Consider the following 18807-nt stretch of genomic DNA (forward strand, 5'->3'; position numbering starts at 1 on the left):
GTCGACGCGGCCCTCGACGCCGCAATGTTCGGCCGAGCCGCGCCCGTTTTTGCCGACGAAGCCGACCGCATGGCTGTCATCGACCATGACCATGGCGCCGTACTTCTCGGCGAGGTCACAGACGCCCCCGAGATTGGCGATGATGCCGTCCATCGAGAACACGCCGTCGGTGGCGATCAGCTTGAAGCGACTGCCTTCGGCCTTCTTCAGCTCTTCCTCCAGCGCCGCCATGTCGTTGTTGGCATAGCGGAAGCGCTTGGCCTTGGAGAGGCGCACGCCGTCGATGATCGAGGCGTGGTTCAAGGCGTCGGAGATGATCGCGTCCTCTTCGCCCAGCAGCGTCTCGAACAGGCCGCCATTGGCGTCGAAACAGGAGGAATAAAGGATCGTGTCTTCCAGGCCGAGGAAGGCGGAGATGCGCGCCTCCAACTGCTTGTGCTCTTCCTGCGTGCCGCAGATAAAGCGCACCGAGGCCATGCCGTAGCCGTAACGGTCGAGCGCCTTTTTGCCGGCCTCAGTCAGTTCCGCATTGTCGGCCAGGCCGAGATAGTTGTTGGCGCAGAAGTTCAGCACCCGCTCGCCCGAGGCAACCTCGATCTCGCCCGCCTGCTTCGAGACGATCACCCGCTCCGACTTGTAAAGGCCTGATGATTTCAAGCCATCGAGTTCGGAGCGGAGGTGGGAAAGAAAAGCATTGGTCATGGCGGGCCGCTTTCACTGTGAAAAGGACGTTTCGTGCCAGACGAGTACCACGACAGCTTTCCCGTTGCAGCAAATTCCAGCGGCCAGGCCATGCGCAGAGGCAGTAGTGAGGGAAAACGACAGGGCCTTTCGCAACAGACCCGCTGGTCTGAAATTTTATGTCGCGCCCTTGGCGGTGCGAGACATATTGCTTCGGCCACTCCAGCTTTTGAGCGGTCGAAGATCGAAGCTGGCACCCTTTGTCCCATCAAGCACCATCCATTCGCGCCGCCGACGCAGCGCGGCTGGATTCCTGTGACAAGCACAGGAATGAGGGAGGGGACGTAGTTGCAGCCAGCGTATTCAGAATCTGGTCCCCAACAATCGCGGCAATATTATCCCAAGCTCAGGACAATGAGACGGGATCATTGGTCAGAGGGCATGCAGATAGGGCGAGATATCCTCCCAATCCGGGTTCATGCGTTCGATCAGGTTCAACTTCCACTTTCGAGGCCATTTCTTGATCGTTTTCTCCCGAGTTATCGCCGCGGTCAGCAAATCAAACTCCTCAAACCAGACCAGCGTCTTGACGTATCTCGATGTGAAGCCGGGCGTCAGGTCGTTCTGATGTTCGTAAAGCCGGGTGGCGAGATCCTTCGTCACGCCAACATAAAGCGTGCCTTTCGCTTGGACGCGAGGATGTAGACATAGCCCCTCATGAAAGGGAAATTGGCGATATCGCGCTTATTGCACAAGTAAAAATTGTAGTTGGGTGAAAGAATTTCGACCGCCCGCCACGCCCTCATTCCTGTGCTTGTCACAGGAATCCAGCCGCGCCGCGTCGGCGGCGCGACTTAGCTGGTCTGAGGGCGGAACTCCCCCAACTTCGTACTGCACCAGTGCCGAAAAGATACGAGAATCGGGACAAAGCCCAACCGCGAGAGCTAATCGTCGGGCCTCACCCCTCCAAATACCCGTCGATCACGGCCAGAAATGCCTCGCCGTACCGCTCGCGTTTGCTTTCGCCGATGCCGGGGATGTCGAGCAGCTCGTCGAAGCCGCGCGGGCGCTCCTTGGCGAGCGCGATCAGCGTTGCATCCGGGAAGACGACGTAGGGCGGCACGTTCAGGTCCTTGGCGATGGTGAAGCGCTCGGCGCGCAGCAGTTCGAACAGTTCGAGGTCGGAACCGGCAAGGTCGGCGCGCTCGCGCTGGCTGCCCGATTTCGCCTGCCGCGCCGCCTTGCCCGTCTGCGGGCGGTCCTTGCGAAACAGCACCTGGCGCTCGCGCTTGAACACGGCGCGGGCCTCCGCTTCGAGCTTGACTGCGCCGAAGGCCGTGTGATCGACGCTGACGAGACCGGCGGCCAGCAATTGCCGAAACACCGATTGCCAGGTACGCGCCGGCAGATCCTTGCCGGCGCCGAAGACCGGGATGTCGACATGGCCGAAACGCTCGGTCTTTTCGTTGACGGTCCCCATCAGCACGTCGACGACATGGCCGGTGCCGAAGCGCTCGCCGGTGCGGTAGACGGCGGCGAGCGCCTTGATCGCGGCCTCGGTGCCGTCCCAGGTTTCCACGGGCTTCAGGCAGGTATCGCAATGACCGCAACGACCGGGATGCGCCTCGCCGAAATGCGCGAGGATCGCCTGTCGGCGGCAGCCAGCCGTCTCACAGATCGCCAAAAGCGCATTGAGCTTGCCGCGCTCGATGCGCTTGATTTCGTCCGCCACTGCGCCCTCGTCGATCATCCGGCGGCGCTGCAAGACGTCGGCCATGCCATAGGCCATCCAGACCTCGGACGGTTGGCCGTCACGTCCGGCGCGGCCGGTCTCCTGGTAATAGGCCTCGACCGAGCCCGGCAGATCGAGATGGGCGACATAGCGCACATCCGGCTTGTCGATGCCCATGCCGAAGGCGACGGTTGCGACCAGGCAGAGGCTCTCCTCCTTGAGGAACGCGTCCTGATGGGTGTCGCGCAGCGTCCGGTCCATGCCGGCGTGATAGGGCAGCGCTCGAATGCCCTGCCCGTTCAACCATTCCGCAGTGTCCTCGACCTTTGCCCGCGACAGGCAATAGACGATGCCGGACGATCCGCGGAAGCGGGAGACAAAGCGCAGCAACTGCTGGCGCGGCTGGTCGCGCTCGACAATTTCATAGGCGATGTTCGGTCGGTCGAAGCTGGTGGTAAAGACTTCGGCGCCCTGCAGCGACAAGCGCTCGATAATGTCTTCGCGGGTATGCGGATCGGCCGTCGCCGTCAGCGCGATGCGCGGAACGCCGGGATAGCGCTCGGCAAGCAGGCCGAGGGTGCGATATTCCGGCCGGAAATCATGACCCCACTGCGAAACGCAATGGGCCTCGTCGATGGCGAAAAGCGCAATGCGGGCATTGCCGATGAGATCGGCGAAACCATCGGTGACGATGCGCTCGGGCGTGACGTAGAGGAGGTCAAGCGTGCCATCGGCAATCTGCCGGCGCACGGCCACCGCTTCTTCGCGCGTCAGGGACGAATTGAGTGCCGCCGCATTGACGCCGAGCTGCTTCAACGCCTCGACCTGATCGCGCATCAGCGCGATCAGCGGCGAAACGACGACGCCGAGGCCGGGACGGCAGAGTGCAGGGATCTGGAAGCAGAGCGACTTGCCGGCGCCGGTCGGAAACAGAACGACTGCATCGCCTCCGGCGGCCACATGCTCGACCACCTCCTGCTGCCGGCCGCGAAAGGCGGAGTAGCCATAGACGCGTTTGAGCACATCCAAAGGTGCCGGCGCGGCTCCGTCGAAGAGATGGCCGGCGACGCCCTTGGCGCATTGCGCCCTTTGCCCAATCTCCATCATATCTCCTTTACGGGAATCACCTGATCATCATCGCCCCAAGCGACCGCAATGCCATAGCCTTCCGGTCAACGGAATAGAGCAAGGCAAATCGCGGCGGCTGGACGGGCGGCTTCGGACCTGTTAGCTGAACTCGCCGCCGATGCGACCCTTCCGGTCACCGGCAATCTCGTGGATTGAAAAAACTGGAAAGTAACGATGTCTAGCATTCTGGCGGCAAGCGGCGGCGTCAAGCAGTTAATCTGCATCAACTGGGGGACCAAATACGGCGCGCCCTTCATCAACCGCCTCTATGCCATGGCGGCGCGCAACATCACCCCGCCCTTCACCTTCACCTGCTTCACCGACAATCGCGAGGGTCTGCACCCGGAAATTCTCTGCGAGGATCTGCCGCCGCTGGACATTGGAAAAATGCCCGAGAAGACGCCGGGCATCTGGAACAAATCTCGGCTATGGGGCGCCAAGCTGGGCAACCTCAGCGGACCGGTGCTGTTTCTGGACCTCGATATCGTCATCGTCGGGTCGCTCGACGCCTTCTTCGAGGTCGGAGAACCCGACGATGTGATCCTGGCGCGCAACCAGACGACGCCGTTCGAACGGCTCGGCCAGACCTCGCTGTTTCGCTTCCCGGTCGGCAAGCTGGTGCCGCTGCAGCAGAAGTTCCTGGCCGATCCGCAAGCCGTTGCCAATGAATACCGCTTCGAGCAGCGTTTCGTGACGCGCAACGCGCCGGGCGGCGTAAAACTTTTCCCAAGGCGCTGGGTGCTGCATTTCCGGCAGGACTGCCACTGGCCGCTCCCCCTAAACTACTTCTTCGCGCCGCGCCTGCCGACCGATGCACGCGTGGTGCTTTTCCCCCGCAGCCTGCTGCCGCAGCATGCGATCGACGGACAGTATGGCTATCGCGGCCGCGTGGACACGCCGCTCGGGCATATCCGGCGCCTGTTTTCCGGTGACCGGCGTGAAAAGAATCCAATCCGCTACCTGCGCCACTATATCCGCCCAGCTCCCTGGGTGGCCGAACATTGGCGCGAATAGTCGGCATACTGTTGAGACCGGACCGGATTTCGGCGTGGGCGCGCGACTTTTCGGCGGTCACCGGGCCGCCGGTCCCTTCACGCGGCCGGAGAGCACACCGAAGCCTTCGATGATCGCTTCCTGGTTTTCAAGCCGCGTCACTTCGAACTGTACTTCCTGAAGTGTGCGCAGGAGCTGAGGCACGGCCTCGAGGTCTCCCTCCTCGGTCGCATGCGCCAGTTCCCGCTCCAGCTCGCGCCGCTGCCAATGCAACGCCTTGGAGCGCTGGTGCAGCGCCAGCGCCTGCAGGTAACCCTCGCGCGCATCCTCGGGTGCCGCAGCAGCTGTCGCCGTCCACAGCCGGGCATAGCGGATCTGCTGGTCGATGGCCGCGATCAAGGGCGCAAAGCCTTCGGCTTCCAGCTGTTCCACCAGCCCTTCACGCGTCAGGCGCGGGCCGTTGGCGGCAGCCGCATTGAGCACCGCCGCCCAGCAGCGTTGCAGATCGCGGTGGTCGAACTCGATGGTCGAGATCTCGTCGTATTCGTCAAACAGCAGTTGCGGGTGGTTGACGATGGTGAGCGCCAGCACGCTTTCGCGCAACGAGGGCACCGCCTGCTGGCCGCTGACCAGCGACGAGCGCGCCAGCCGGTCCGAGATTGCCGTCGGACCCGAGGTGTTGGGCTGGCGTCCACCCTGCCCGCCGCGTTGGCCGCCGCCCTGGCGGCCGCCGCGCTCGAATTGCCGCCGCTCGCCGCCGCGACCGGGGCTTGAGGCCTGCAGGAAGGCGTGCAGCCGGTCGCGCATGTCCTGGCCATAGTGGCGCCGCACACTTTCGTCGGCAATGACGGCGGTGACCTGCTTCAGCCTCGCTTCAAGTTCGGCGCGTTTTTCCGGCGTATCGAACGAGCCGCCCTGGATTTCACGTTGCCAGACCATCTCGGCCAGCGACCTTGCATTGGCCAGCACCTGGTCGAAGGGCGCCCGCCCCTCTTGCCGCACCAGATCGTCCGGGTCCTTGCCGTCAGGCAGCATGGCAAAGCGCACCGAGCGGCCGGGTTTCAGATGCGGCAGCGCCAGATCGACGCCGCGGTTGGCAGCGCGGATGCCGGCGCCGTCGCCATCGAAGCAGAGCACCGGCTGCGACGTCATCTTCCAGAGCAGATCGAGCTGGTTTTCGGTGAGTGCTGTTCCAAGCGGCGCAACGGCATTCTCGACGCCCGCCTGGTGGAGCGCGATCACGTCCATATAGCCCTCGACCGCGATGATCGTCGCCGTAGCACTTTCGTTTTGCCCGGCATCACCGGGGCGGCTGCCCCCGGACATTGCACGGCGTGCCCGGGCAAAGTTGTAGAGCACGTTGCCCTTGTGGAAGAGCTCGGTCTCATTCGAATTGAGATACTTCGCCGGCGCATCCGGCGACATGGCGCGGCCGCCGAAGGCGATGACCTTTTCGCGCGACGACAGGATCGGAAACATGATGCGGTCACGGAAGCGGTCGTAGGAAACCGGCACTTCGGGACCATGCACCACCAGGCCGCAGGCCTCTATCTGCTCCTTGCCGATGCCCTTGCCGGCCAAAAATTCCTTCAGCGCATTGCGGCTGTCGGGCGCAAAGCCGAGGCGAAAGGTCTCGATGGTGCGGCCGGTCAGCCCGCGCTCGCGCAGATAGGCGCGCGCCTTGGCGCCATTGGCCGTCTGTAGCTGGTCCTCGAAAAACTGGGTCGCCAGCTCCATCACATCGAGCAGGCTGGTGCGTTCCTTTTCGCGCTTCTCGGCCTGCGGGTCGGGCTGCGGCATGGCAACACCGGCCATGTCGGCGATCTGCTGCACCGCCTCGGGGAAGCTCAGGCCTTCGAGATCGGTGAGGAAGCGGAAGTGGTCGCCGGTAACGCCACAGCCGAAGCAATGGTAGCGGCCCTTGCGGTCCTCGCAGTGGAAGCTCGGAGATTTCTCGCCGTGGAACGGGCAGCAGGCCCAGTAGTCGCCGCGCGAGACATTGGTCTTGCGCCGATCCCAGGTGACGCGTTTGGCGATCACGTCCGAAATCGGCACGCGGTCGCGTATCTCGTCAAGAAAGGACTGTGAAAAGCGCATGGGTACCTCTGGTCAATCCTCCATATAGGCGGCGAAACCGCCGGACGCCACAGCGCTGACCGGCCTTGCCCGCAATTCACAGGCTGTAAAAAGGCAATTGCAAACCCCGCTTGCTGTAGGTCATCGGATGATGCGCGTCTAGCGCGAACATGTTTCTACACCCAGGCCGTGCATCGACCCTGACTCCGACCAAGCACAACAGGATGAATTCGCCTCCCGACCTCGGATCCCGCATCATGGCCATCACCGTCGAAGCACTTGCATCCAGCGCCGGCTTCTTCAACGCCGTGCCCAGCGGCATGGGATGGGATGGCCCGCCGGGTCGCAGCAGCCTCTGGCTGTCGCAGGGTTTCATCCGGGAATATTGGGATTATCAGGCGGAGAAGTTCGCGCTGATCGATCAGGCCCATGAAAGGCTCACCGGCAATTTCAATGCCGCAACGGCGCCCGCCGCAGACGAGCGGGCGCAGTCGGTTACTTCAGCAGGTCCTTGACCAGGCCGGAGGCCTTGGCGAAGTCCATCTGGCCGGGATACCGTTCCTTGAGCGCGTTCATGCACTTGCCCATGTCGCGAAGCCCGTGCGCGCCGGTTTCCTGGATCACCGAAGCACAGAGTTCCTTGACCTTATCCTCTGGCAACTGAGCCGGCAGGAACTGGTTGATGATGACGATTTCCTGCCGCTCCTGCTCGGCAAGCTCCGGCCGGCCGCCCTGGTCGTAGATGCGCGCCGATTCCTCGCGCTGCTTGATCATCTTGGCGAGGATCTGCAGGATCTCGTCGTCGCCGACCGGATCCTTGCCCAGGCCACGGTTGGCAATATCACGATCCTTGATCGCAGCCTGGATCAGCCGCACGGTTGAGGTGCGCCGCGTGTCCTTGGCCTTCAGGGCTTCTTTCAGTACCTCAGCGAACTGGTCGCGCATGTCTTTCTCCATGTCGAAGCCGGCCCGCGGTGCTCTTGCCCGGAACCGGTTCGATGCGTCAATGTTGTCGTCGTCTTAAACCAGTGTGGCAGGTGCAATCAAACGGATTACACAACCGCTTGAATTAAAAGGAATTTTATTTCCAGACAATTCACAGCGGCTGGTTGACCGGGCTTTGCGCTTTGGCTATTTTCCCGCACCTGCACGACATTGGCATGTGAGCACTTTTCGCGGGGATTCCGCGCGTCCATGCCTGAGCACATAAAATGGCGATCAGCCGTCGGGCTTTCAAGCCCCGCCTCGCGCCGCAACGGGATAGGAACGATGACCGCGACACCCGCATGGACCACTGAAAAACCCACCGCTTTGCTCGTTCTTGCCGATGGCACCGTCATCGAAGGCAAGGGCATCGGCGCAACCGGCAAGGTGCAGGCGGAAGTCTGCTTCAACACGGCACTGACCGGCTACCAGGAAATCCTGACGGATCCTTCCTACCTCAGCCAGATCGTCACCTTCACCTTCCCGCACATCGGCAATATCGGCGCCAATGACGAGGACATCGAAGACCTGACGCCGGCAGCCCGCCACGGCGCGGTCGGCGTGATCTTCAAGGCCGATATCACCGAGCCGTCGAACTACCGGTCCGTCAAGCACCTCGATGCCTGGCTGAAAGCCCGCGGCATCATCGGCCTCTGCGGCATCGACACCCGGGCACTCACCGCCTGGATCCGCGAAAACGGCATGCCCAACGCCGTCATCGCCCACGATCCCTCAGGCGTCTTCGACATCGAGACGCTGAAGAAGGAAGCCAAGGCTTGGAGCGGGCTTGAAGGCCTCGATCTTGCCAAGGTCGCGACCTCCGGCCAGTCCTCGCAGTGGACCGAGAAGCCCTGGGTCTGGGACGAAGGCTATTCGACGCTCGGCGATGCCGAGGCCGACTACCACGTCGTCGCCCTCGACTACGGCGTCAAGCGCAACATCCTGCGCCTCTTCACCGGCCTCAACGCCCGCGTCACCGTGATGCCGGCAACGACGAGCGCCGAAGAGGTGCTTGCCCAGAAGCCGGACGGCATCTTCCTCTCCAACGGCCCGGGCGACCCGGCGGCAACCGGCGAATACGCCGTGCCTGTCATCCAGGACCTGCTGAAGAGCGATATCCCGGTGTTCGGTATCTGCCTCGGTCACCAGATGCTGGCGCTGGCGCTTGGCGGCAAGACCGAAAAAATGCACCAGGGCCACCATGGCGCCAACCATCCGGTCAAGGATCACACCACGGGCAAGGTCGAGATCGTCTCGATGAACCACGGCTTCGCGGTCGATTCGAAGTCGCTGCCGGAAGGTGTTGAAGAGACTCACATTTCGCTGTTCGACGGCACCAATTGCGGCCTGCGCGTCGCCGGCAAGCCGGTGTTCTCGGTGCAGCATCACCCGGAAGCCTCGCCGGGCCCGCAGGACAGCCACTACCTCTTCCGCCGGTTCATGAACCTCGTGCGCGAGAAAAAGGGCGAACCGGCGCTTGCCGAGCGCTGAGCGCGCGACCGAGACAGCATAGAGGCCCGCTCCAAGCGGGCCTTTTTCATTTGAACCCTAACTTTCTGCCATCCTTAAAACCAGTAGCGGCCGGCATAGACGCAGGTCATGACCGCGCCGGAGAGGATCACGAACAGCCGCACGACTTGGGCCGGCAGCACCCGCACCAGATGACCGCCGGCATAGCCGCCGATCAGCGCGCCCGACAACATCGTCAGCGTCTCAGGCCATTGCACCATGCCCTTCGCGATGAAGATGACGATCGCCGCGAGGCTGACACAGCTGCCGAGCAGGTTCTTCATCACCTTGACCTTGCGGATGTCGCCCGGCTCTTGCAGCGAAAGCACCGCCGTCAGGAGGATGCCGAGCCCCGCACCAAAGAAACCGCCATAGATCGAAGTGGCAAACAGCGCGGCCATTCCTTCGGTCCTTGATGCTTGTCCCTTCCCGCGATGCGTTACGGTCCACTGGCCGATGCGCGGCGCAAACGCAAAGAGCAGCGTGGCAAGGCCGATGAGCCCGGGAACCGGCAGCACGAAGAGGCGATCGGGAAGCGCAAGCAGAACCAGTGCGCCGATGACGCCGCCAACGACGCAGAGGGCGTGCAGGACCAGCATGCGCCGATCGAAGGTCGGCAGCTTCTCGCGATCGGCAATCGCCGCCAGCAGGTGCCCAGGTGCGATGGCAATGGCATTCGAGGCATTGGCAACAACAGGCGGAAGACCCGCGGCAAGCATCGCCGGGAAGGTGATCAGCGTTGCGCCCCCTGCTAGCGCATTGATGATGCCGCCGGCTATGCCGGCGAGAAACAGAAGAGGCGCGATCAGTCCGTCCATGCCATGCCTTTCGCAATGATGCGAAGAGATCTAGCCTGTGGCCGTGACCACGTCTGGAACGTTTGTGACCGCCCGCATGTTTTCGCCATAGGCGCGTGGTGTGGCGTCGAAGACGCGGCGGAAATGACGGCCGAGATGGCTCTGGTCGGCAAAACCATATTTTGCTGCGATGTCGGCCACCGACGTTTCCGATCGCAGATCGCGCCGGGCCGCGTTCAGGCGGTGCATCAGCCGATAGGCGTGCGGCGACATACCGATCAGCCGCGTGAACCGACGACTGAAACCTTCGCGGCTCAGACCATGACGAACGGCGATCTTGCCGACCGTCATGCTGCTTACACCGATATCGCCAAGCCAGAGATCGTCGCTCGCATGTCCCGGCAACCTGCCACCCGCTTGCAATCGTTCCCCAACGCCGCGGAGCAGCGCGAGCGGATCGGCCTCCCCTTCGGAAAGCCCGAGTTCACGAAGCGAGTATACTGTGGGGCCACAGCCTGCATCCGGCAGGGCAGCGTAGAGGTTGAGGCATTGCGCGCCCTCGGGCTCGGCAGCAAGGCTTCGGTGCGGCATACCGGCGGGAATGTGCAGGCACTGCCCCGCCTCGACCCGGAGTATCACGCTTCCCACCTGAAAGGCGCGACAGCCGGAATGCACCGTCGTCAGCTGGCTTTCGGGGTGGAAATGCATGCCAAGTGCCGGTGCAGGCCCGCCAGCCCAGAAGGCGTACTCGACTTCAGGCGACGCCCGGCCCAGCCAATAAGTCCATTGATGGTTCTCGTGCGGGATCATTCGACAACTCGGGCATCCGTTCGGGCGAAGGATAGGTTGGGGCCGCCCGACGCGCAACGGCAGTGATGCACGCCATCTGGCCAATCATTGCAGCTATGCGGCCGACCCTTGCGCGCCGGGCAGATGCTCGGCGATGAAGTCGACCACCGCGCGCACCGACGGCAGTTGCCCCCGCCGATGCGGCATCAGCAGGGTCGTGGTGACGCTGCCCGCTTCCCAATCGGGCAGGACACGAACGAGGCTGCCCTCCTCGATTTCCGCCCGGCAGAGTTTGCGCGGCAGCGCGGTGATGCCGAGGCCGGAAACGGCGGCCGCACGGAGCACATTGGATTCGTCCGCAAGGAAACGCGGCTCCGGACGGACCCGGACGACCACACCCGCATCATTGCGCATCGTCCATCCCTCGGCGGTCAACGACGCCAGAAGTCCGTCATGACGCGAAAGCTCGCTCGGTTCGCGCGGGGCCCCGCGGCTTTCGAGATAGGCCGGTGCCGCCACCAGCCAGATGGCGTCCGTTGCCACCCGCCGCTGCACAAGACCCGAATCGGGCAAGGGCGCGAAGTGATCGCGCACGGCGATGTCGAAGCCTTCCTGGACGACGTCGACGAAACGGTCGGTCGCGTGCACCATCACCCGCATCTTAGGGTATGCGAGCGCCAACGGCGGTAGAAGGCCTGCCAGCGTCATCTGCGCCGTCGGCACTGAGGCGGTGATCCTGACCGTGCCGCTCGGCTCAGCGAGCCGGCCCTTGACGATGGCTTCGGCCGCATCCGCCTCGATCAGCATCGCCGCGGCATGTCGATAGAAGTCCTCGCCGATCTCGGTCACGGTGAAGCGGCGCGACGTGCGGTTGATCAGCCTGACGCCGAGTGTCTTTTCCAGTTCGGCCACGCGCTTGCTCAGCGTCGATTTCGGCATGTTGAGCGCGCGCGCGGCCGGCGCGAACCCCTTGTGATCGACCACATGGGCAAAGACGATGAAGTCGTTGAGATTGCGCATGGCCATTTTCCGATGTCTACAAATGTGGACGATACATCCACATTTGCCCGTCTTCCGCAATATCGTCCATGAATTTATCTCTTCTCCATCGAACTCACATCGAAGGAAAAGATCATGGGTAGCTATCAGGACAAGAAAGCCGTCGTCATCGGCGGCACGCATGGCATGGGCCTGGCGACAGTCGAACGGCTCGTCAACGGCGGCGCGGAAGTACTCTTGACCGGCAACAATGCGGCCAACCTCGCCAAGATCCAGGAGCGCTTCGGGGCGCGTGTCCATGCGGTAAAATCCGACATCTCCGACCTCGGCGAGATCGCCGTGCTCGGGGCGACCGTCGGCCAAAAGCTGGGGTCGATCGATCTGTTGCACGTCAACGCCGGCACGTCGCTGCTCGAACCGTTCGACCAGGTGACGGAGGCCTCCTACGACCGACAGTTCACCATCAACACCAAGGGCGCCTTCTTCACCGTGCAGCGGCTGGCGCCGCTCATCCGCGACGGCGGCTCCATCGTCTTCACCTCTTCTGTCGCCGATGTCGGCGGTCATGCGGGCATGGCTGTCTATAGCGGCAGCAAGGCGGCACTGATCTCGTTTGCCTCCGTCTTTGCCGCCGAACTGTTGCCACGCGGCATCCGCGTCAACTCGGTCAGCCCCGGCTTCATCGACACGCCGACCAAGGGCGTTGCCGGCATCACCGATGCCGAGCGTGCAGAGTTCAAGGCGCTGGGGGACGCGATCACGCCCATGGGCCGCAACGGCACCGCCGACGAAGTGGCCCGCGCCGTGCTGTTCCTCGCCTTCGACGCGACGTTTACCACTGGCGCGAGGCTGACGGTCGATGGCGGTCTCGGCCAGCAATTGTCGCCGGCTGCCTGAAACAAGCCAGAACGGAGAATCGGATGTCCAATTGCATCACCATCATCGGCCTCGGCGCCATGGGCACGGCCCTCGCAAACGCCCTCATCGAAGCAGGCAACGTAACGACGGTCTGGAACCGCACCCAGGCGCGGGCTGACACACTTGTTGCCCGCGGCGCGCGCCGAGCCGAAACGGTGCAGGAAGCCATCGACGTCAGCGACGTGATCGTGCTGTGCCTCACCGATTATACCGCCGCCGAAGCCACGCTTGCCGACGCCGCTCCCTTGCTGGCCGGCAAGACCGTCGTCAACCTCACCGATGGTCGCCCGGACGAGGTCCGGGCGATCGCCGGCCGTCTTGGCGGATACGGTGCGCTCTATCTCGACGGCGGCAGCATGGCGACGCCGCCGATGATCGGCTCGTCGCACGCCTTCATTCTCTACAGCGGCAGCGCCGATGCGTTTGAGGGCGCAAAGGAGCAACTGGCTGCCTTTGGCCAGAGCCACTATCTCGGCGAAGATCCTGTTCTCGCCGCGGTCAACGACCTCGCATTGCTGTCGGCGATGTACGGCCTCTTCGGCGGCTATCTGCACGCAACGGCGCTTGCCGGCAGCGTTGGCGTCACGGCAATACAGTTCCTAGCCTTCGTCGAGCCCTGGCTGGCAGCGATGATGACGGCTCTGCCCGACCTTGCCGAGCGGATCGACAGCGGCGACCACGCCCGCGACGTGATGTCGAACCTTGCGATGCAATCGGTGGCGATCACCAATATCGTCGCCGCAAGCCGCAGCCAGGGCATCGATCCGGCGTTCATGGATCCGATCGAAAGACTGGCGCAAAAGCGCCTCGCCGGCGGCTTCGGTGCCGACGAGATCTCCGGCATCATCGAGGGAATGCGGGCAAAATAGGGTTCTGTCGTCCACGGGTGGCAGGCGCCGGCGAAAGCAGCGTCCGCCGCTCGCCTAAACATCGTCATAACCAACCGGCTCGAGCAAAACGGTCCGCGGTCGAAAGGTCGCGGGCCCTCGCTTGCTGTTGACCCGCCGCCGGGCTTCACGCATCCTCGCCGCAACTGGAGGTGACGATGATTACAGGTCCACAGTGCCGCGCCGCCCGGGCTCTGATCGAAATTTCGCGCGAGATGCTGGCGAGCTTTTCAGGCGTCGACGAAGACACGATCCTGAAGTTCGAGCGCAAGCTGGAAAAGCCCGCCGACGCGGTGATCGTGTCGCTGACGCATGCACTCGAAAATGCCGGCGCCATTTTTCTGCCGGAAGGCGAACGCGGCATCGGCGTCTGCCTGAAGTTTACCCGTTCCGAGGCACGTCGCCTCTCCATTCTCGAAAGCGAGGGCGGCGTCGTCGGCGATGACGAGGTTCCGGGGGCTTGAACGAAGGGCAGTTCGACTCTGATTTCAACGCCTTAGCCGCCGCGCTTGAATCAAATTGACCGCCCGTTGAATCCGTTTACGAACAAAAAAGCCCGCCGTTGCCGGCGGGCTTTTCATGAGATGGAATGCCTGAGCTTACTTGCAGGCGCCGCAAAAGCGCTGGATGCGGCGGCATGCTTCTTCCAGCTGCGCTTCCGACGTCGCGTAGGAGATGCGGAAGTTCGGGCCGAGGCCAAAGGCCGAGCCATGCACGACGGCAACGCCTTCGGCTTCGAGCAGCTCGGAGACGAAGTCTTCATCAGTCTCGATGACCTTGCCCGACGGTGCGGTCTTGCCGATCAGGCCGGCGCAGGACGGGTAGACGTAGAAGGCGCCTTCCGGCGTCGGGCACGCAATGCCCTTGGCCTGATTCAGCATCGACACCACGAGATCACGGCGACCTTCGAAGATCTTCTTGTTCTCGGGGATGAAGTCCTGTGTGCCGTTGAGCGCCTCGACGGCAGCCCACTGCGCGATCGAGGTTGCGCCCGAGGTCTGCTGGCCCTGGATCATGTCCATGGCCTTGATCAGCTGCAGCGGGCCGGCGGCGTAGCCGATGCGCCAGCCGGTCATGGCATAGGCCTTGGAGACGCCGTTCATGGTCAGCGTGCGGTCGTAGAGGCCGGGCTCGACTTCGACAGGGGTCGCGAACTTGAAGTCGCCATAGGTCAGGTGCTCGTACATGTCGTCGGTCAGCACCCAGACATGCGGGTGCTTCATCAGGACGTCGGTCAGCGCCTTGAGTTCTGCGTGGCTGTAGGCAGCGCCCGACGGGTTGGACGGCGAGTTGAAGATGAACCACTTGGTCTTCGGCGTGATCGCCTTGTCCAAGTCGGCAGGCTGGAGCTTGAAGTTGTTTTCCTGCGTCGCCGAAACAGTCACCGGCGTGCCGCCGCACAGCGCCACCATCTCCGGGTAGGAAACCCAGTAGGGCGCCGGGATGACGACTTCATCGCCCGCGTTCAGGGTCGCCATGAAGGCGTTGAAAAGAATCTGCTTTCCACCGGTGCCGACGATCGTCTGGGCGGCGGTGTAGTCGAGGTTGTTCTCGCGCTTGAACTTCTTGGCGATCGCTTCGCGCAGTTCCGGAATGCCGGATACCGGCGTGTACTTCGTCTCGCCGCGGTTGATCGCGTCGATCGCAGCCTTCTTGATATTATCAGGCGTGTCGAAATCCGGCTCCCCTGCACCAAGGCCGATCACGTCGCGTCCCTTCGCTTTCAGCTCGCGGGCTTTCTGCGAAACGGCGATGGTGGCGGAAGGCTTTACACGGGAAAGGGCATCGGCAAGGAAGGCCATGATGAAAGGTCCTGATCGTTTCGAGACGCGGTGAGCGCTACGGAACGAAAAAGTCAGGCTCCATAGCGGTTAGGTCTATGTCGAAAGACGCCCGGTCTTGCAAGCGCCAGAGCCTGAAAAACCGCCGGAATGCGGGCAAAATGCGTCACCATGACAAAGTTTCATGAGTGTGATCAGCAATCACGATCGACGCGCTCCGCCTGAGGTGATGGCAGCCCCGGCCAGAACGGTCCGCATACCGACAAGAAACCGGGGCTTCCATCCGATGAAGGCGCGGTCAGTCAGACACGTGCCACGGTCCCGATTTATTCAGAAAAAACAGCGGATTTCGACTTTTTTCGAAAAGCCATATTTTGGCCACAACAACTGTCGCGGAACGCCGCAATTCCGTCCCGCAACAGCCGATTTCCGGGCCTTTCCTTCCATGATCCGAACGCATGGCATGACGGGGGTATGCAATGTTTCTCGACGACGAAATCGCTGAATCACGGACACGGCAAAACGAAGCGCGCTGGGGCATGTATCTGGCGCTCGCAGCGCTCGCCGCCTGCATCGTGATGATCCTCGGCCTGATGACCCAGGCCTCGGCCCAGACAGCAAACGCCAGGCCCGAGCAGATGGCCGGCTATGTCAGGCCCAACGACATGGGCACCGGCGCCCTGCTCTTCCCCTCCAAGGAGCCCGGCTATTTCGTCGAGGCGCCGCGACTGGCGACCGACGTTCAGATCGACGTCAACGGCCCGATCATGCGCACCCGGGTGACGCAACGGTTCCAGAACCCGAGCAAGGGATGGGTCGAAGGCACCTATGTCTTCCCGCTTCCCGATGATTCCGCCGTCGACACGCTGAAGATGCAGATCGGCGACCGCTTCATCGAGGGTCAGATCAAGCCGCGCCAGGCGGCCAAGGAGATCTACGAGCAGGCAAAGGCCGAGGGCAAGAAGGCGGCGCTGCTCGAGCAGCAACGCCCCAACCTCTTCACCAATCAGGTCGCCAATATCGGCCCTGGCGAAACGGTGGTGGTGCAGATCGAATATCAAAGCGGTGTGCGCCAGTCGAACGACGCCTTCACCTTCCGCTTCCCGATGGTGGTCGCCCCTCGCTACAATCCGCAGCCGGTCGTCCAGACCGTCGATCTCGACAGCCGCTCCGGTTATGCCGTCAGCGATCCGGTCCCCGATCGCCAAAAGATCGAGCCGCCGGTGCTTGATCCGCGCGAGAACGCCAGGATCAACCCGGTGACGTTGACGATCAACCTGAAGGCGGGCTTCCCGATCGGCGAAGTGACATCGGCCTTTCACGAGATCGAAACGACCACCCTCGACCAGCTTACTCGCAAGATCACGTTGAAAGCAGGAAGCGTTCCGGCCGACAGGGATTTCGAACTCAGCTGGAAGGCTGTCGCAGGCAAGAGCCCCTATGCTGGCCTCTTCCGCGAGACCGTCGACGGCAAGACCTATCTCCTGTCTTTCGTCACCCCGCCGGTCACTGCGACCGCGACTGACAAACCACTCCGGCGCGAGGTGGTCTTCGTCATCGACAATTCCGGCTCGATGGCCGGCCCGTCGATGGAGCAGGCAAAGGAAAGCCTGGCGCTGGCGATCTCGCGGCTGAAGCCGGAAGACCGGTTCAACGTCATCCGCTTCGACGACACGATGACTGTGCATTTCCCTGGGCTCGTCGAGGCGACACCTGACAAGCGCGAGGACGCGATCTCCTTCGTGCGCGGCCTGACCGCCGACGGCGGCACCGAAATGCTGCCGGCGCTGGAAGCGGCCCTGCGCACGCAGGGACCGGTTGCCGCTGGCGCCCTTCGCCAGGTGGTCTTCCTCACCGATGGCGCCATCGGCAATGAAGGCCAGCTTTTCCAGGAAATCCAGAACAACCGCGGCGACGCGCGCGTCTTCACCGTCGGCATCGGGTCCGCGCCCAACAGCCATTTCATGACCAAGGCGGCTGAGTACGGCCGCGGCACCTTCACGCTGATCGGTTCCGAGAGCCAGGTGGCCGCCCGTATGGGCGAGCTTTTCACCAAGCTCGAGAGCCCTGTTATGACCGACATCTCCGCCACTTTCGAGGGTGCGGCCACGGGCGACATCACCCCGAACCCGATGCCCGATCTCTATCGCGGCGAGCCGGTCGTGCTGACGGCCGAACTCGACGGCGCCGCGCCGGAAGGCAAGCTTCGCATCGTCGGCAAGGCCGGCGACCAGCCCTGGCGCGTCGAGATGGACATCGCCAAGGCGGCAACCGGCGAAGGCGTCGCCAAGCTCTGGGCCCGCCGTAAGATCGACGATCTCGAGGCAAGCGCGGCGACGATCGCCGACCCGGCAACGCTCGACAGGCAGATCGAAACCGTCGCGCTCGCCCATCACCTGGTCTCGCGCGTCACCAGCCTTGTCGCCGTCGATGCGACACCGTCGCGGCCCGCCGGCGAAAACCTGACGGAAACCGCTGTGCCGCTCAACCTGCCGGCCGGCTGGGACTTCGGCAAGGTTTTCGGCGAGAAGTCCGATGCGACAGAAAAGGTCGACGAGCGCGAGGCTTCGGCCGAAAGCCAGACGAAGCTCGCAATGCTGACCGCCGACCGCATGCTGGCGGCACCGACGGCGCGCGCCGCCGGCCTGATTGCCGAAGCCAACAAACAGGTGAACCTGCCGCAGACGGCAACCGAAGCAGACAAGCAGATCCTCATCGGGCTGATGCTGCTCGCCTTTGCCCTTGCTGCCGGCAGCACCTTCGTCTTCTGGCGTGGGCAGATCGCCGCCCTCGTCACATCAGGGGTTCGACGCCATGGCCGCTGACGACGACCTGCCCGGGCCACGCCCGGGCTTCCTCGCCCGTCTTTCGGCGATCGAGACGATCGTGGTCGCGCTCATTGCCCTGTTCGCCCTTGCCGGCCTGATGCTGGTCGGCAAGGGATTTTACATGAAGGCCAAGGCCGAGGTCTCTCAAGTCCTCTTGAAAAAGAGCTTCGAGGCGCAATTGCACGGCGAGGCCAATGGCAGGCCCTGGCCCTGGGCCGACTTCGAAACGACAGCGGAAATCATGGCGCCGCGCATCAACCGCTCGGCGATCGTGCTCAAGGGCGCAAGCGGCCAGGCGCTTGCCTTCGGACCTGCCTGGCTCACAAACACCCCCCTTCCCGGCGACGAAGGCACCTCGGTCATCGCCGCCCACCGCGACACGCATTTCCGCTGGCTGAAGGATGTGTCCGCGGGCGACCTGCTGGTGCTGACCCGCAAGGACGGGCGGCGCTTTCTCTTCCGCGCCGGCGAAGGCCGGGTCGCGCGCTGGGACGAGAGCGGCATCAACGCCTCGGCCAGTGGCCACAAGCTGGCGCTTGCCACCTGCTTCCCTTTCGATGCGATCGAGCCGGGACCGATGCGCTACATCGTGACCGCCGAACTGGTCGGCGAGCAGCATCCGGTGCCGCTGACGACAGGCTCGGTTTCGAAATAAAGCCATTTTGATCCGATTTGACTTGAACGAACCGGGTGACCACTCCAGCT

Annotated in this window: 16 protein-coding genes and 1 pseudogene; 8 read left to right on the forward strand and 9 right to left on the reverse strand. The window is 63.2% G+C overall.

The features are described from left to right. From ASD00_RS21855 to recQ, 3 genes and pseudogenes are all read right to left on the reverse strand, one after another. Positions 1-702: aminotransferase class I/II-fold pyridoxal phosphate-dependent enzyme (locus ASD00_RS21855; RefSeq protein WP_156585718.1), on the reverse strand; the 702-nt coding region annotated here is incomplete at its 3' end. Between the two features lie 411 nt (positions 703-1113). Next, positions 1114-1400, reverse strand: a pseudogene (locus ASD00_RS21860) (GIY-YIG nuclease family protein). A gap of 239 nt (positions 1401-1639) precedes the next feature. Then, positions 1640-3517: a DNA helicase RecQ gene (recQ, locus tag ASD00_RS21865; RefSeq protein ID WP_025427887.1), complete on the reverse strand. Its 1878-nt coding sequence runs from the start codon at positions 3515-3517 to the stop codon at positions 1640-1642. Positions 3518-3715: 198 nt separating this feature from the next. Between recQ and ASD00_RS21870 the strand changes: the two genes are divergently transcribed. Then, a complete protein-coding gene (locus tag ASD00_RS21870; RefSeq protein ID WP_025427888.1) occupies positions 3716-4555 on the forward strand; it encodes a hypothetical protein in 840 nt (279 codons plus the stop codon). Between the two features lie 57 nt (positions 4556-4612). Here ASD00_RS21870 and dnaG read toward each other — a convergent pair whose 3' ends face one another. Then, the gene (gene dnaG / locus ASD00_RS21875) at positions 4613-6631 is read right to left on the reverse strand and encodes a DNA primase (RefSeq protein WP_025427889.1); all 2019 of its coding nucleotides are present in this window, start codon (positions 6629-6631) and stop codon (positions 4613-4615) included. A 236-nt stretch (positions 6632-6867) separates the two neighbouring features. Here dnaG and ASD00_RS21880 point away from each other — a divergent pair, with 236 nt between their 5' ends. Next, on the forward strand, positions 6868-7125 hold the full coding sequence (locus ASD00_RS21880; protein WP_025427890.1) for a hypothetical protein: 258 nt from the start codon (positions 6868-6870) through the stop codon (positions 7123-7125). Here the strand turns inward: ASD00_RS21880 and ASD00_RS21885 are convergent. Then, complete coding sequence (locus tag ASD00_RS21885; protein ID WP_025427891.1) at positions 7106-7555, reverse strand: GatB/YqeY domain-containing protein; 450 nt, start codon at positions 7553-7555, stop codon at positions 7106-7108. The genes ASD00_RS21880 and ASD00_RS21885 overlap by 20 nt on opposite strands. 324 nt (positions 7556-7879) lie before the next feature. On the opposite strand from ASD00_RS21885, the gene carA reads away from it, so the two are divergent. Next, positions 7880-9085 carry a glutamine-hydrolyzing carbamoyl-phosphate synthase small subunit gene (gene carA, locus ASD00_RS21890; RefSeq protein WP_025427892.1) on the forward strand — a complete coding sequence of 402 codons (1206 nt, stop codon included), beginning with the start codon at positions 7880-7882 and terminating at the stop codon, positions 9083-9085. A 74-nt stretch (positions 9086-9159) separates the two neighbouring features. Here carA and ASD00_RS21895 read toward each other — a convergent pair whose 3' ends face one another. From ASD00_RS21895 to ASD00_RS21905, 3 genes are all read right to left on the reverse strand, one after another. Then, on the reverse strand, positions 9160-9921 hold the full coding sequence (locus ASD00_RS21895; protein WP_025427893.1) for a sulfite exporter TauE/SafE family protein: 762 nt from the start codon (positions 9919-9921) through the stop codon (positions 9160-9162). Positions 9922-9951: 30 nt separating this feature from the next. Then, complete coding sequence (locus ASD00_RS21900) at positions 9952-10710, reverse strand: helix-turn-helix domain-containing protein (protein WP_057208760.1); 759 nt, start codon at positions 10708-10710, stop codon at positions 9952-9954. A gap of 93 nt (positions 10711-10803) precedes the next feature. Next, positions 10804-11709, reverse strand: a complete 906-nt coding sequence (locus ASD00_RS21905; protein WP_025427895.1) for a LysR substrate-binding domain-containing protein — start codon at positions 11707-11709, stop codon at positions 10804-10806. A gap of 114 nt (positions 11710-11823) precedes the next feature. Between ASD00_RS21905 and ASD00_RS21910 the strand changes: the two genes are divergently transcribed. From ASD00_RS21910 to ASD00_RS21920, 3 genes are all read left to right on the forward strand, one after another. Further along, positions 11824-12585: an SDR family oxidoreductase gene (locus ASD00_RS21910; RefSeq protein WP_025427896.1), complete on the forward strand. Its 762-nt coding sequence runs from the start codon at positions 11824-11826 to the stop codon at positions 12583-12585. Positions 12586-12608: 23 nt separating this feature from the next. Beyond that, the gene (locus ASD00_RS21915; RefSeq protein ID WP_057208762.1) at positions 12609-13475 is read left to right on the forward strand and encodes an NAD(P)-binding domain-containing protein; all 867 of its coding nucleotides are present in this window, start codon (positions 12609-12611) and stop codon (positions 13473-13475) included. 176 nt (positions 13476-13651) lie between these two features. Next, a complete protein-coding gene (locus ASD00_RS21920) occupies positions 13652-13957 on the forward strand; it encodes a hypothetical protein (RefSeq protein WP_025427898.1) in 306 nt (101 codons plus the stop codon). A 135-nt stretch (positions 13958-14092) separates the two neighbouring features. Here ASD00_RS21920 and ASD00_RS21925 read toward each other — a convergent pair whose 3' ends face one another. Then, positions 14093-15295: a pyridoxal phosphate-dependent aminotransferase gene (locus ASD00_RS21925; RefSeq protein WP_025427899.1), complete on the reverse strand. Its 1203-nt coding sequence runs from the start codon at positions 15293-15295 to the stop codon at positions 14093-14095. Between the two features lie 518 nt (positions 15296-15813). On the opposite strand from ASD00_RS21925, the gene ASD00_RS21930 reads away from it, so the two are divergent. Both ASD00_RS21930 and ASD00_RS21935 read left to right on the forward strand, forming a co-directional pair. Continuing rightward, positions 15814-18099 carry a marine proteobacterial sortase target protein gene (locus ASD00_RS21930; protein ID WP_244496098.1) on the forward strand — a complete coding sequence of 762 codons (2286 nt, stop codon included), beginning with the start codon at positions 15814-15816 and terminating at the stop codon, positions 18097-18099. Beyond that, complete coding sequence (locus ASD00_RS21935) at positions 18089-18757, forward strand: class GN sortase (protein ID WP_025427901.1); 669 nt, start codon at positions 18089-18091, stop codon at positions 18755-18757. Before ASD00_RS21930 ends, ASD00_RS21935 begins: the two co-directional genes overlap by 11 nt. The last annotated feature ends 50 nt before the right edge of the window (positions 18758-18807 follow it).

The sequence above is a fragment of the Ensifer sp. Root31 genome (assembly GCF_001424825.1).
Taxonomy (GTDB): domain Bacteria; phylum Pseudomonadota; class Alphaproteobacteria; order Rhizobiales; family Rhizobiaceae; genus Ensifer; species Ensifer canadensis.